Below are 12,364 nucleotides of genomic sequence, written 5' to 3'. Positions count from 1 at the left end.
TCTGCCCCCCGCCTGAAAACACGGTAAGGAGTACGGGGGCATGAAGGGCGACACCAAGGTCATCGAGTATCTCAACCGCGGCTTGCGCAGCGAGTTGACGGCGGTCAGCCAGTACTGGCTGCATTTCCGCATGCTCAATGACTGGGGCTACGTCGAGCTGGCGAAGTTCTGGCGCAAGGAATCGATCGAGGAGATGAACCACGCCGACCGGTTCATCGACCGGATCCTGTTCCTCGACGGGTTCCCGAACCTGCAGGAGCTCGACCCGCTGCGGATCGGCCAGAACGTGCAGGAGATCCTCGATTCCGATCTCGCCGCCGAGAACGAGGCCCGCAGCCTCTACCTCGAGGCCGCGAAGTACTGCGATTCGATCAACGACCGCGTCTCGAAGCGCCTGTTCGAGGATCTGGCCGAGGACGAGGAAGGTCACATCGATTTCCTCGAGACGCAGCTTGAACTGATCAAGCAGATCGGCCTGCCGCTCTACGCCCAGAAGCACATCGGTGGCCTTGAGCAGATTGCTCCGGAGAAGGAGTAACGTCGATCGGGCTCCCGCCTCCCCGGCGGACCGGGAGCCCGGCAGGCAGCGTGGACGAGCCCGGCCGTCGCGGCCGGGTATTCACTGACAGCGGGATGGGACTGGGAACCGGAATGCGGCTGGTCGTGGTCGGCGCTGACGGGCGCATGGGGCGGATGCTGATCCGCGCGGTGGCGCAATCCGAAGGCTGTACGCTCTCCGCGGCGATCGAGCGCGCGGGCTCGCCGGCCCTCGGACAGGATGCCGGCACGCTCGCCGGTCTGTCGCCCCTCGACGTGCCGGTGACCGACGATGCGCTCACGGCCTTCGCGGCTGCCGACGGCGTCCTCGATTTCACGGCGCCGGCTGCAACGGTGGCGTTTGCGGAACTCGCCGCTCAGGCCCGCATCGTTCACGTCGTCGGCACGACCGGCCTGTCCGAGGAGGATTTCGCGAAGCTGAAAGCCGCCTCCTACCACGCGCGGATCGTGCAGTCGGGCAACATGTCCCTCGGCATCAACCTGATGAGCGAACTGGTCCGACGGGTCGCCAAGTCCCTCGGCGACGAGTTCGACATCGAGATCTGCGAGATGCACCACCGCATGAAGGTGGATGCCCCGTCCGGCACGGCGCTGATGCTGGGCGAGGCGGCCGCGGAGGGCCGCGGTGTCGACCTCAAGACGGTCCGCGTCTCGACCCGTGACGGTCACACCGGCGCCCGCCGGCCCGGTGACATCGGCTTCGCCACGCTCCGGGGCGGCAGCGTCGTCGGCGATCACAGCGTCATCTTCGCCGGTGCCGGTGAGAGCCTGACGATCACCCATCACGCCGCCGACCGCGGCCTGTTCGCCGCGGGCGCCGTCAAGGCGGCGTTGTGGGCCCATCCCAAGCCGCCGGGGCTCTACGCCATGGCGGACGTGCTCGGCCTGTGAGCGCCCCGATGGGGACCCGGGAGCGCCTCTTGGTGCTCGTTCGGCACGGCCAGAGCGAATGGAACCTGAAGAACGTCTTCACGGGCTGGCGCGACCCGGACCTGACCGACCAGGGTGTGGCCGAGGCCCGCGCGGCCGGCCGGGGCCTCAAGGGGAAGGGCTACGGCTTCGACGCGGCGTTCACGTCGGAACTCGTTCGGGCGCAGCGGACCTGCTCGCTGATCCTGGAGGAGATTGGCGGCGAGGCCATTCCGGTCCTTCGCGATCGCGCGCTCAACGAGCGTGACTACGGTGACCTCTCGGGGCTCAACAAGGACGATGCCCGCGCCCGCTGGGGGGATGCGCAGGTCCACGCTTGGCGGCGGTCCTACGACGTGCGGCCGCCCGGCGGCGAGAGCCTGAAGGATACCGCCGCGCGGGTGCTCCCCTTCTTCATCACGGCGATCCTGCCCCGGGTGATGGCCGGCCAGCGGGTCCTGGTGGCCGCGCACGGGAATTCGCTGCGCGCCCTGGTGATGGTTCTCGACCGTCTCGACGAGACGCAGGTGCCGGATCTCCAGATCCGTACCGGAGTGCCGCTGGTCTACCGCCTGAACGACGAGACCACGGTCGCGTCGAAGACCGTACTGGAGCAGGATGCCGACGGGGCACGCTGAGTGGCGACGGAACTCGCCCCGGGGCTGATCCACCATCCCGGCTTCCTCGACGCGGCCGCCCGTACCCGGCTCGCCGGCGAGATCGCTGCGGTCCTCGCCGAGGCGCCGCCCGTCACGCCGAAGATGCCCCGCACCAACAAGCCGTTCTCGGTGCGGATGTCCAATGCCGGATCCCTGGGCTGGGTCTCGGACGTCGCGGGCTACCGCTACCAGCCGGACCATCCCGAGACCGGGCGGCCCTGGCCGGCCCTGCCGCCGACCGCCCGTGCGGCCTGGGCGGCGCTCGCGGCCTATTCGGCGCCGCCGGAAGCCTGCCTCATCAACCTCTACGCGCCGGGCACCCGCATGGGCCTCCACCAGGATCGCGACGAGGCGGATCTGACCGCGCCGGTGCTGTCGCTGTCCCTCGGCGCGGCGGCCCTGTTCCGTTATGGCGGCCTGAGCCGGTCGGACCCGACCCGCTCGGTCCGGCTGCAGCCCGGCGACGCCCTGGTGATGGGTGGCGCCTCGCGACTGATCTTCCACGGCATCGACCGGCTCTACCCGGACGGCGACCTTCTGGCGGCGGCGGACGAACCCGCTTTCCTGCTGCCGGGCGGCCGCTGCAATCTCACGCTGCGGCGCGTCACGGTGCCGGCCTCGCCATGACGCCCGAACGGGACCCGGACCGGGATCCGGCCGCGTTCTTGGACGAGCGCGGCGGCGCAGTGGCGATCCCCGGCTTCGTTGCGGCCGCCGCGCTCATCGTGGGCAGCCGGCTCGTCCACACCCGGGATCTGGACGCCTTCCGGACGACCCTGCCGGGCCAAGACTTCCTCGGCTCCACCGTCTCGTTGTGGAATCTCCGCGCCTACGCCGCCGGGCTCGCGGCTTCCCTTCATCGTGAACGCAGGCGCGCCGCGTTACCGGCTTGACAGAACAGGTCGCCGGGCAGACCCATCGCGTTCGCGCCAACCCCAAGTTGGGGCCACGAGGAGAACCGGTTTTCGATGCTGATGCGCACCCTGACGCCGCGTCTCGGACGGGTTCTCTGCGCAGCCGCGCTGGTGGCCAGCCTCGGTTCCTTCGCCCGTGCCGACGATCCCGTCTTCCCCCCGGGCTCGCGTTTCGGCTTCGATCCGCCCGCCGACATGTCGGTGTCCCGCCGCTTCTCGGGCTTCGAACGGAAGGAGGGCGGTGCGACGCTGTCGGTGGTGGAGCTGCCGCCCAATGCCTTCGCGGAACTGGTCAGCGGATTCACCGACGCCAACCTTCTGAGCCAGGGCTTCGCGGTCGAGAAGCGTGAGGAGATCAAGATCGGCGACAACGAGGGCATGCTCTTCACCGGCGAGCAGCCCGCCGATCCCAACACTTCCGCCCCGGCCGTTCGGAAGTGGATCCTGGTGGTCGGCGCGCCGAGCGTGACCGGGCTGATCATTGCCCAGGCTCTGCCCGACGCGGAGACCGAGGCGACGATGCGCAAGATGGTGACCGGCGTCACCCTCCGCCCCGCCCTGAGCCTGACCGAGCAGGTGGACGCCCTGCCGTTCCGCATCGCCGACATGGCCGGCTTCCGGCCGGTGCGCGTCCTGGCCGGCAACTCGGTCCTGCTCACCAAAGGCCCTAAGGACCAGATGCAGAATCTGGAGCAGCCGATCCTCGTGCTCGCGCAGGCGGTGCAGCAGCCGCCCTCGGCCGATCAACGCGACGGTTTCGCCCGCGCCGCCCTCGCGTCGAACCAGACGTTGAAGGACTTCGTCATCGAGCGGGCACAGAGCTATCGGTCGAACGGCGTCGACTGGCACGAGATCGTGGCCCGCGCCGTCGATCAGCCGACCAACGTGCCGGTGGTGGTCTCGCAGACCATCCGCTTCGCGCCGGACGGCTATCTGCGCGCCCTGGGTGTCGTCCGCCAGGATCAGCGGGAGGGCGTCCTGTCCAAGTTCCGCTCGATCGTGGACAGCATCCAGGTAAAGTAGCGTCTCACCACACGACCGCCTGTCCGTCGCGGCGCGGATCGCTGGCCGCGACGTAGCCCTCGATGGCGGGGTCGCCCATCCGCCAGATGAACTGGCCGGCGCCGAAATCCTGGTAGCTGTCCTCGATCACGTCCAGCTGGTGGCCGAGCGCCTTCAGCCGATCGACGGTGGCGGCAGGCATCGACGCCTCGACGTTGATGTCGAGGCCCTCGTTGACCCGCCACCGCGGCGCATCGCAGGCCGCCTGCGGATTCTGCCCGTGATCGAGCATCCGGACGAGCGTCTGGACATGCCCCTGCGGCTGCATGTTGCCGCCCATCACCCCGAAGCTCATCACGGGCGCGCCGTCCTTCGTGAGGAAGCCCGGAATGATGGTGTGGAACGGGCGCTTGCCCGGCGCGACGACGTTGGGGCTCTCCGGATCGAGCACGAAGCCGTAGCCGCGGTTCTGCAGGGAGATCCCCCAACCCGGCACGACGACGCCCGAGCCGAAGCCCATGAAGTTCGATTGGATGAAGCTCACCATCATGCCGGATTCGTCGGCCGCGGTGAGGTAGATCGTGCCGCCGGCGGGCGGCTTGCCGGGGCCGAAGACCTGGGCACGGTTCGGGTCGATCAGCCTGGCGCGATCCGCGAGGTAGGCGGGATCGAGCATCGACTCCGGCGTTACCGCCATGCCGCGGGGGTCAGCCACGTAACGGTAGGTGTCACTGAAGGCCAGCTTCATCGCCTCGATCTGGAGGTGCTGCGCCTCCGGCCCGTCCACCGGCAGGTTGCCGAGGTCGAACTGCTCCAGGATGCCCAGGGCGATCTGCGCCGCGATGCCCTGCCCGTTCGGCGGGATCTCGTGCAGCGTATAGCCGTGATAGTCCTTGGCGGTCGGCGTCACCCATTCGGGGCGGTATGCGGCGAGGTCGGCCGCCGTCATGGCGCCGCCATGGGCCTGCGCGTGGGCGGCGATCGCCTCGGCGATCTCGCCCCGGTAGAAGGCCTCGCCTTTGGTCTCGCCGATCAGCCGCAGGGTCTTCTCGGCACCCCGGAAGGTCACCAGTTCGCCGACGTCGGGTGCTCGGCCTCGGGGCAGGAAGAAGTCCGCGAAGCCCGGCTGGCGCGTGATCGCTTCGATGCGGGCGGCAGCCGCCCATTTCTGCTGCACGACCACCGGCGCGAGATACCCCCGCTCGGCGATGCGGATGGCCGGCTGCATCAGGTCGGCGAAGGGAAGGCGGCCGAAGCGTTCGCTCAGCGCGGCCCACGCGGCGACGGCGCCGGGCACGGTGACGGAATCCCAGCCGCGCATCGGCGGCCGCTCGGCCGGGCCGTATTTCCGGAGGAAGTAGTCCGGCGTCCAGGCGACGGGTGCTCCGCCCGAGGCGTTGAGGCCGTGCAGTGCCTTACCGTCCCACAGGATGCAGAACGCGTCCGAGCCCAGGCCGTTGCTGCACGGTTCGGTCACCGTCTTGGCGGCCGCCGTGGCGATCGCCGCATCCACCGCGTTTCCGCCCGCCTGGAGCATCTGGATGCCAGCCTGGGCCGCCAGCGCGTGCGAGGTCGCCACGCAGTTGCGTCCGAACATCGGCATGCGCAGCGACGGATAACCGGTGACCCAGTCGAACGACGTCATGGAACAGAGCCCGGCCTCGGCAGCCCGCGCGCCACCGCGTCGCTTGGCATACAGGATTACGCACGCGGGTGAAGGTCGGGGCAGGACGCCGGGCAAACGAAAAGCGCGGACCCGAAGGCCCGCGTTCTACGACGGTCTCGCATTCGAAAGTGGCGCTTAGTAGGGGCGCCCGTACAGCGGCGACGTCGGATCCAGTCGGTCGACGAAGGAGAGATCGACGTTGCGGATCGCCGACGAGCGGGCGCCAATGAATGGTCCGTTCGTGATCGGGTCCGGGAGGATCCCGCGGCCGTAGCGATCGGACGGGCCGTAGGGCGGGGTCAGCTGGTTGGAGGCGGCGATCATGTAGGGGTTCAGGGCCGGATTGCGCGAGCCGCCGGCGCCCGGAACATTCGAGGTCAGCGGCACGTTGCCGGCGTCCAGCCAGCTGCGCGGGCGAACGCGGATCGGCAGGGGACGGCTGACCCGGTAGATCGGGCCGGGGACGTAGCCATCCTGCGCCACGGCAGGCGCGGAAGCCAGAGCGCCGAGACCGGTTGCGGCGACGATGCCGAGAAGGGCGATCTTAAGCGAGCGCATGACCAACCTTGTCTGTGAGTGCCATCAGTATGGCGACCGAAACTTAACAGTTCGCCGCCTTTGACGAGAAGACGCTTGGGCGAGGCTGTTGTTCCGCCCTTATGGCTGAGCTTGTGCGATTTGCCACACTGTGGCCTCATTTTTTATTTCGCGATCGTGGGATTACCGATCCTGTCCGGCCGGAGGTCTCGACCCTGCCGGTCGACGACGGGCATGCGTTCGCCTGGCTCGGGGGATCCGCGAACGCCGCCGTCGTATCCGGGTCGGCCAGGTCGACGAGTCTCAGTCCGTCGAGCATGCACCCCAGAGTCTGGGCTTCCGGCGGGTGCCCCAGGGGGGCGCAGAGCCAGCCATCGAGCCGGTACGGTGCGTCCCGGGTGACGAAACCCAGACAGGTCCGCGGCGTCTGGCCGCCGAACGTCACTTCCAGGGTCTCGACCGCGCCGAGCTTGGTGCGGATCTGGCCGCGTGATCCGGTCCGCACGATCGAGAGAGCCGGTCGGTCGAGTGCCGGGCCGTTCGCGGCGCGCCGGGCCATCAGGACGAAGAGCGTTGGCTCCACGCCCGAGATGGTCCCGCGCGTAAGGGTCACGCGCAGCGCGGGTGCCTCGATCGCCGCGACGTCGCCGCGGCTCAGCGTATCTTCCCGCAGACCTGTGCGGGCATCGACATGAGCGGCGGCGTGGACCGGCTCGGGTCCGCCCGTCGAAAGATCGAACAGGGCAATGTGAGCCGCTGGCGCCGCCGGCGAGGCCGGCATCGAAGGCACGAAGGCGGCTTCGGCGGCGACGCCGGTTCCGGGGATCTTGGCCGGCAGACGGGCGCAGACACACAGCAGCGCGATCACGGCCGAGGCGAGCGCAAGGCGCAGGCCGAGGGCGCCGGGCGACCGGGCCAGCCGGCCGATCGGCATGTCGGCTCCGATCCGATCAACGGCGTGTGCGGTTCCGGTCAGCATCGTGCTCCATCTGGACGGCGAACCTCGAAGGGGCTCTGCCATCGTCGCGGAGGAGGATTGAATTCCCTTATCCCGTCGGCGGTTCGCCCGCGGATTCCACCGCGCAGGGTGAATCGATCGTTGCGCCGCCGCCGGCCTTGACAGCACGCGCCCAGGCGCGCCTTGCTCGACGCGGCCGCCATGCCCACCTCCGGTGAGGACGGGTTCTGAGGCCGCGCCCGTCCGTCGGGCGCAGTCCGGTACGAAGGATCCTTCGGCCGATTTTGCTGGCAGGAGCGCGGCACCCGGATCGGTCGGGGTTTTCCGCGCGGAGACGAGAGATGGGTTACAAGGTCGCCGTCGTCGGCGCCACGGGCAACGTGGGCCGCGAAATGCTCGATATCCTGGCCGAGCGGGCATTCCCCGCCGACGAGGTCGTGGCGCTGGCTTCGCGCCGCAGCCAGGGTCAGGAAGTGTCCTACGGCGACAAGACGCTCAAGGTCAAAACGCTCGACACCTACGACTTCTCCGACACCGACATCTGCCTGATGTCGGCCGGCGGCGAGGCGTCGAAGGAGTGGTCGCCGCGCATCGCCCAGCAGGGCTGCGTCGTGATCGATAACTCGTCGGCGTTCCGCTACGACGCCGACGTGCCGCTGATCGTGCCTGAAGTGAATGCCGACGCGGTCGTGGGCTTCACCAAGCGCAACATCATCGCCAACCCGAACTGCTCGACCGCGCAGCTGGTCGTCGCGCTGAAGCCGCTCCACGAGGCGGCGACCATCAAGCGCGTCGTGGTCTCGACCTACCAGTCGGTCTCCGGCGCCGGCAAGGAGGCAATGGACGAGCTGTTCCAGCAGACCCGCGCGGTCTTCACCGCCGGTGAGATCAAGCAGGGCGGCAAGTTCACCAAGCGCATCGCCTTCAATGTCATCCCCCACATCGACGTGTTCATGGAGGATGGCTACACGAAGGAAGAATGGAAGATGGTCGCCGAGACCAAGAAGATGCTCGATCCAAAGATCAAGCTGACCGCCACTGCCGTGCGCGTTCCGGTGTTCATCGGGCATGCGGAGGCGGTCAACGTCGAGTTCGAGCGTCCGCTCTCAGCGGAGAAGGCCACCGAGATCCTGCGCTCCGCACCGGGCGTGCTGGTGATCGATAAGCGGGAGAACGGCGGCTACATGACGCCCCACGAGGCCGCCGGCGAGGACGCGACCTACATCTCGCGCATCCGTGAGGACGCGACCATCGAGAACGGCCTGAACTTCTGGTGCGTGTCGGACAATCTGCGCAAGGGCGCCGCGCTGAATGCCGTGCAGATCGCCGAGGTTCTCGTGAACCGGAAGCTCCTGAACCGGTCCAAGCGCGCCGCCTGAAATCCTGCGCCGCTCCGCATCGGAGAGGCGCAGGTTGCCACGGGGCGACTACGTTCGTCGCCATCACACGATTGTAACGTTCCAGGTTCACGCCGCGTCTTGGATCACTTGGAGATTCGGGATGCGGCGTCTCATTGTTTCCTGTCTGGTCGGGTTCGTCCTCGCCAGCTCGGCCAAGGCCGAGCCGCGACCGCGCAACGTCGTCCTGTTCGTGGCCGACGGCCTGCGCGACGGGATGGTGAACGCGGCGAACGCGCCCGCCATGGATCGGCTCATGAAGGCCGGCGTGCGCTTCACCAACACGCATTCCCTGTTCCCGACCTTCACGATGCCCAACGCCACCGCGATGGCCACCGGGCATCTGCTCGGCGACACCGGCCAGTTCGGCAACACGATCTACACCGCGTTCCCCGTGCCGGGCGCGGGCGAGAGCCTGACCCCGTTTCTCGAGAGCGACCCGGTCCTCGGCGACGTCGATGCGCACTTCGCCGGCAACTACCTCAACGAGGAGACGATTCTGCGCGCGGCCCACGCCAAGGGGTTGTCTACGGCAAGCATCGGCAAGCTGGGGCCGTCGCTGGTCTTCGACCACACGGCACGATCGGGCCTGGACACCATCCTGATCGACGACAGCACGGGACGGGCGGGCGGCGTGCCGCTCGACGACGGCCTTCGTGCCCGCCTATCCGAAGCGGGGCTTCCGGCTCAGGCGCCGAGCCGCGGCGCCAATGGACAGGCCGGGACCGCGGCCACGGCGGGCACGGTCGTGGCCAACGTCGAGCAACAGACCTACTTCACGGCCGTGGCGACCCGGGCCGTGCTGCCGCTGTTCAAAGCCCGCGGGAAGCCGTTCGTGCTGGTGTTCTGGTCGCGAGACCCGGATGGGACGCAGCATAACCAGGGCGACAGCCTCGGCCAGCTGGTTCCCGGCATCAACGGGCCGACGAGCCTTGCGGCCATCCGCAATGCCGATGCGAACCTCGCGGCCCTGCTCGCCGCCCTTCAGGAGCAGGGACTGGCGGACACGACCGACGTGATCCTCACGTCGGATCATGGCTTCTCCACCATCTCGAAGGAGAGCGCGACGAGCTTCTCGGCGAAGCAGGCCTACAAGGGCGTCCCGAGCCGCCAGCTGCCGCCGGGCTTCCTCGCCATCGACCTCGCCCACGACCTCGGCCTGAGCCTGTTCGATCCGGACGCGAAGGGCGCCAAGCTCGGTCCCGACGACGTCCCGAGCCGGGCCAACGGCCTGATCGGTTCGGATCCGGCGAGGCCCGACGTGGTGGTGGCAGCCAATGGCGGCTCCGACCTCGTCTATCTGCCGAGTGGCGACCCGGCCCTGGCGCGGAAGGTGGTGGGAGCCCTCGCCCGCCAGGATTATGTCAGCGGCCTGTTCGTCAGCGCGGCCCTGGGATCGATCCCCGGCACCCTGCCGCTCTCCAGCATTGCCCTCGACGGATCGGCCCTGACGCCGATGCCGGCGATCGTGGTGAATTTCCGGAGCTTCTCCACCGGGTGCGTGGATCCGACCACCTGCGGGGTCGAGGTCGCCGACACAGGGCTGCAGCAGGGGCAGGGCATGCACGGCAGCTTCTCCCGCGCCGACACCCGCAACGTCATGGGTGCCGCCGGTCCCAGCTTCCGCGCCGGACTTGAGAGCCCGGTGCCCGCGAGCAATGCCGATCTCGGTCAAACGATCGCGCGAGTTCTCGACCTGACCATTCCGGCCAAGGGCAAGCTCGTCGGCCGCGTCCTGACCGAGGCGCTGGCGAATGGCAGCACGCCGGCCTTCGAGGTCCGGATGGAGCGGTCGGAACCGGATTCGGCCGGACAGGTCACGGTCTTGAGATATCAGACCGTCGAAGGCGCCCGCTATTTCGACGCCGCCGGCTATCCCGGACGCACCCTCGGCCTGACCGACCCGAACCGATCGGCCTCGGCCGAGCCGCACTGAAGGCGCGGCGGGCCGGGGCGCGTGACCCCGGCCAAGCTGCGACGGTCGACGCTGCAGGCGGGCGGGGCGTCGTGAAAAGAAACGATCCCACGCGCCCCCGCTATGTGCGCCCTTGTCCGCACGGGGAGGGGCGCGCCAAGGCGCGGCACGGTCGGAGGCTGTCCCGGGGGCCGCGACCGGAGCGGAGGTCCTCAACCGCGCGACGTCGCGCGGCTTGGGGCCTACGCCATGCCGAGGGCCTGCATGTAGAGCTCGAGGATCGCCTCCTGCTCCTGCCGCTCGCTGTGATCCTGCTTGCGGATCCGCAGGATCGTCCGAACCGCCTTGGCGTCGAAGCCCCGGCCCTTCAGTTCGGCGAACACCTCCTTGATGTCGCCCATGATGCCGGCCTTCTCCTCCTCCAGGCGCTCCAGGCGCTCGATGAACTGTTTCAGTTCGTCGGCGGCCACGCCTTCGGCCGACGAAACGTCGCCGCCGGGCCGCTGGGCTGCGGCGGTGGGCATCGAGTGGGCGTTCATGGGGCTCTCCGGATTGCACGGCGCGGTCGCGCCCTGGCCCGTGGTTAAGGGGCCGGCCTTACTGGAAGCTTAGCCGATTCTCCCGGCGTCGGCGGACGCTCAGTGATCCTTGGCCTGCGCGGCCGCGAAGTCCGCCACCTGAGCCGGGCTGGCTTCGGTCTGGTAGCGGTCCTTCCAGGTCGCGTACGGCATCCCGTAGACGCTCTCGCGGCTCTCGTCCTTGGTCAGCGGCACGCCCTTTTCGTCGGCCGCGTCCTTCAGCCAGTTCGACAGGCAGTTCCGGCAAAACCCCGCGAGGTTCATCAGGTCGATGTTCTGAACATCGGTCCGGTTGCGCAGATGCGCCACCAGCCGTCGGAAGACCGCGGCTTCGAGTTCGGTCTGGGTTCGCGGATCGATCTCGCTCATCGGTGGCAACTCACTTCGGGTCGGGCGGCGCGATACCGATTTCGGGTCTGGGCGGACGGAGATCAAGCCGCGAGCAGCGGGCGCAGGATGCGGGCGAAGCGCGCGGCCCACTCGGCCTGGCCATCCTCGCCGGCGATCAGGTCCTGGCGGATCTCCACCAGGGCGTTGGCGAGGCCCCGCGCCGTGGCGTGTCGGTCGATCGTGTCGCCCGGCAGACCGCCGCCGTAGGGCTCGTTGTCGCCGACAATCAGCCCGGCGGGATCGTCCGCCAGGGCGCGGATGAGGGGACGGGCGAAGCGCTCGTCTCGGTCGTACAGGATCCCGACCTGCCAGGGCCGCGCGATGCCGCGCCAGTAGGGCGTGAAGCTGTGCAGGGTCAGGAGAACGGGGGGCCGGCCTGCCGTCCGGGCGGCGTCGATCGCGGAGTCGATGGCCGCGTCGAACGGTGCGTAGAAGCGGGCGATCCGGGCCTGCTTGCCGGCCTCGTCGATCCGGGCGTTGCCCGGCACCACGGCGCCGTCCGACAGGCGCATCACCAGGGTCGGGTCGGCGCGGCCGCGGTTGGGGTCGATGATGAGCCGGGAGAAATTCGTGAGGATCGCGGGCGCGTCGAGCTGCGCCGCGAGGCGGCGCGTCACGGCGGCCGCGCCGATATCGTAGGCGATGTGCCGCGCGAATTCGGAGGCCGGGACGCCGAGGTCCATGTCCGGCGGGACGTAGTTCGAGGCGTGGTCGCAAGCGATGACGAGGCCGCAGGCGGGATCACCGGGCAGGATCTCGCAGGGATGAGCGGGCTGGGCGGCCGTTTCTGTCTCCGGACGGGTCACGGGACTCCGAGGTCTTCAGATCTGTGCGGGGGCACCGATGGCGCTTGCCGTCGCGCGGCCGCTCGGGCAGATCAC

At 69.1% G+C, this 12,364-nt stretch carries 14 protein-coding genes; 8 read left to right on the top strand and 6 right to left on the bottom strand.

The window, feature by feature from the left end:
• The first annotated feature begins 40 nt into the window (after positions 1-40).
• The 6 genes from bfr to ACXJKQ_RS07040 all read left to right on the top strand — a co-directional run bounded on the left by bfr (position 41) and on the right by ACXJKQ_RS07040 (position 4,063).
• A complete protein-coding gene (bfr, locus tag ACXJKQ_RS07065) occupies positions 41-538 on the top strand; it encodes a bacterioferritin (RefSeq protein WP_043380322.1) in 498 nt (165 codons plus the stop codon).
• 113 nt (positions 539-651) lie between these two features.
• Entirely contained in the window at positions 652-1,449 is a 798-nt protein-coding gene (dapB, locus tag ACXJKQ_RS07060; RefSeq protein ID WP_457105089.1) for a 4-hydroxy-tetrahydrodipicolinate reductase, read from the top strand.
• Between the two features lie 8 nt (positions 1,450-1,457).
• Positions 1,458-2,105: a 2,3-bisphosphoglycerate-dependent phosphoglycerate mutase gene (locus tag ACXJKQ_RS07055; RefSeq protein ID WP_457105088.1), complete on the top strand. Its 648-nt coding sequence runs from the start codon at positions 1,458-1,460 to the stop codon at positions 2,103-2,105.
• Entirely contained in the window at positions 2,106-2,753 is a 648-nt protein-coding gene (locus ACXJKQ_RS07050) for an alpha-ketoglutarate-dependent dioxygenase AlkB (protein ID WP_457105052.1), read from the top strand.
• Positions 2,750-3,019 carry a hypothetical protein gene (locus ACXJKQ_RS07045; protein ID WP_457105051.1) on the top strand — a complete coding sequence of 90 codons (270 nt, stop codon included), beginning with the start codon at positions 2,750-2,752 and terminating at the stop codon, positions 3,017-3,019. The genes ACXJKQ_RS07050 and ACXJKQ_RS07045 overlap by 4 nt, the downstream gene beginning before the upstream one ends.
• 75 nt (positions 3,020-3,094) lie before the next feature.
• A complete protein-coding gene (locus tag ACXJKQ_RS07040) occupies positions 3,095-4,063 on the top strand; it encodes a hypothetical protein (RefSeq protein ID WP_457105050.1) in 969 nt (322 codons plus the stop codon).
• Between the two features lie 4 nt (positions 4,064-4,067).
• On the opposite strand, the gene ACXJKQ_RS07035 is transcribed toward ACXJKQ_RS07040, so the two are convergent.
• The 3 genes from ACXJKQ_RS07035 to ACXJKQ_RS07025 form a co-directional block, all read right to left on the bottom strand.
• The gene (locus ACXJKQ_RS07035; RefSeq protein ID WP_457105049.1) at positions 4,068-5,687 is read right to left on the bottom strand and encodes a gamma-glutamyltransferase family protein; all 1,620 of its coding nucleotides are present in this window, start codon (positions 5,685-5,687) and stop codon (positions 4,068-4,070) included.
• A 156-nt stretch (positions 5,688-5,843) separates the two neighbouring features.
• Positions 5,844-6,266 (bottom strand): hypothetical protein, encoded by a 423-nt coding sequence (locus ACXJKQ_RS07030; RefSeq protein ID WP_457105048.1) that lies wholly within the window; start codon positions 6,264-6,266, stop codon positions 5,844-5,846.
• Positions 6,267-6,402: 136 nt separating this feature from the next.
• Positions 6,403-7,113 carry a hypothetical protein gene (locus tag ACXJKQ_RS07025; protein WP_457105047.1) on the bottom strand — a complete coding sequence of 237 codons (711 nt, stop codon included), beginning with the start codon at positions 7,111-7,113 and terminating at the stop codon, positions 6,403-6,405.
• A 431-nt stretch (positions 7,114-7,544) separates the two neighbouring features.
• Here ACXJKQ_RS07025 and ACXJKQ_RS07020 point away from each other — a divergent pair, with 431 nt between their 5' ends.
• Both ACXJKQ_RS07020 and ACXJKQ_RS07015 read left to right on the top strand, forming a co-directional pair.
• The gene (locus tag ACXJKQ_RS07020) at positions 7,545-8,582 is read left to right on the top strand and encodes an aspartate-semialdehyde dehydrogenase (RefSeq protein ID WP_457105046.1); all 1,038 of its coding nucleotides are present in this window, start codon (positions 7,545-7,547) and stop codon (positions 8,580-8,582) included.
• 121 nt (positions 8,583-8,703) lie between these two features.
• A complete protein-coding gene (locus ACXJKQ_RS07015) occupies positions 8,704-10,536 on the top strand; it encodes an alkaline phosphatase family protein (protein WP_457105045.1) in 1,833 nt (610 codons plus the stop codon).
• A gap of 221 nt (positions 10,537-10,757) precedes the next feature.
• Here the strand turns inward: ACXJKQ_RS07015 and ACXJKQ_RS07010 are convergent, their stop codons facing one another.
• The 3 genes from ACXJKQ_RS07010 to ACXJKQ_RS07000 form a co-directional block, all read right to left on the bottom strand.
• On the bottom strand, positions 10,758-11,039 hold the full coding sequence (locus ACXJKQ_RS07010; protein WP_091714535.1) for a DUF2312 domain-containing protein: 282 nt from the start codon (positions 11,037-11,039) through the stop codon (positions 10,758-10,760).
• Positions 11,040-11,153: 114 nt separating this feature from the next.
• Positions 11,154-11,462 (bottom strand): DUF1244 domain-containing protein, encoded by a 309-nt coding sequence (locus ACXJKQ_RS07005; RefSeq protein ID WP_457105044.1) that lies wholly within the window; start codon positions 11,460-11,462, stop codon positions 11,154-11,156.
• 62 nt (positions 11,463-11,524) lie between these two features.
• Positions 11,525-12,289, bottom strand: a complete 765-nt coding sequence (locus ACXJKQ_RS07000; protein ID WP_457105043.1) for an N-formylglutamate amidohydrolase — start codon at positions 12,287-12,289, stop codon at positions 11,525-11,527.
• Positions 12,290-12,364: the final 75 nt, after the last annotated feature.

The sequence above is a fragment of the Methylobacterium sp. P5_C11 genome (assembly GCF_054049775.1).
The sequence above is the reverse complement of the archived record's forward strand: the minus strand, read 5'-3'. Positions and strand labels throughout refer to the sequence as shown.

Bases quoted from the DNA above. Each gene is read 5' to 3' on its own strand.
- bfr (WP_043380322.1), top strand. From the start codon at position 41: ATGAAGGGCGACACCAAGGTCATCGAGTATCTCAACCGCGGCTTGCGC.
- dapB (WP_457105089.1), top strand. From the start codon at position 652: ATGCGGCTGGTCGTGGTCGGCGCTGACGGGCGCATGGGGCGGATGCTG.
- ACXJKQ_RS07055 (WP_457105088.1), top strand. From the start codon at position 1,458: ATGGGGACCCGGGAGCGCCTCTTGGTGCTCGTTCGGCACGGCCAGAGC.
- ACXJKQ_RS07045 (WP_457105051.1), top strand. From the start codon at position 2,750: ATGACGCCCGAACGGGACCCGGACCGGGATCCGGCCGCGTTCTTGGAC.
- ACXJKQ_RS07040 (WP_457105050.1), top strand. From the start codon at position 3,095: ATGCTGATGCGCACCCTGACGCCGCGTCTCGGACGGGTTCTCTGCGCA.
- ACXJKQ_RS07035 (WP_457105049.1), bottom strand. From the start codon at position 5,687: ATGACGTCGTTCGACTGGGTCACCGGTTATCCGTCGCTGCGCATGCCG.
- ACXJKQ_RS07030 (WP_457105048.1), bottom strand. From the start codon at position 6,266: ATGCGCTCGCTTAAGATCGCCCTTCTCGGCATCGTCGCCGCAACCGGT.
- ACXJKQ_RS07020 (WP_457105046.1), top strand. From the start codon at position 7,545: ATGGGTTACAAGGTCGCCGTCGTCGGCGCCACGGGCAACGTGGGCCGC.
- ACXJKQ_RS07015 (WP_457105045.1), top strand. From the start codon at position 8,704: ATGCGGCGTCTCATTGTTTCCTGTCTGGTCGGGTTCGTCCTCGCCAGC.
- ACXJKQ_RS07010 (WP_091714535.1), bottom strand. From the start codon at position 11,039: ATGCCCACCGCCGCAGCCCAGCGGCCCGGCGGCGACGTTTCGTCGGCC.
- ACXJKQ_RS07005 (WP_457105044.1), bottom strand. From the start codon at position 11,462: ATGAGCGAGATCGATCCGCGAACCCAGACCGAACTCGAAGCCGCGGTC.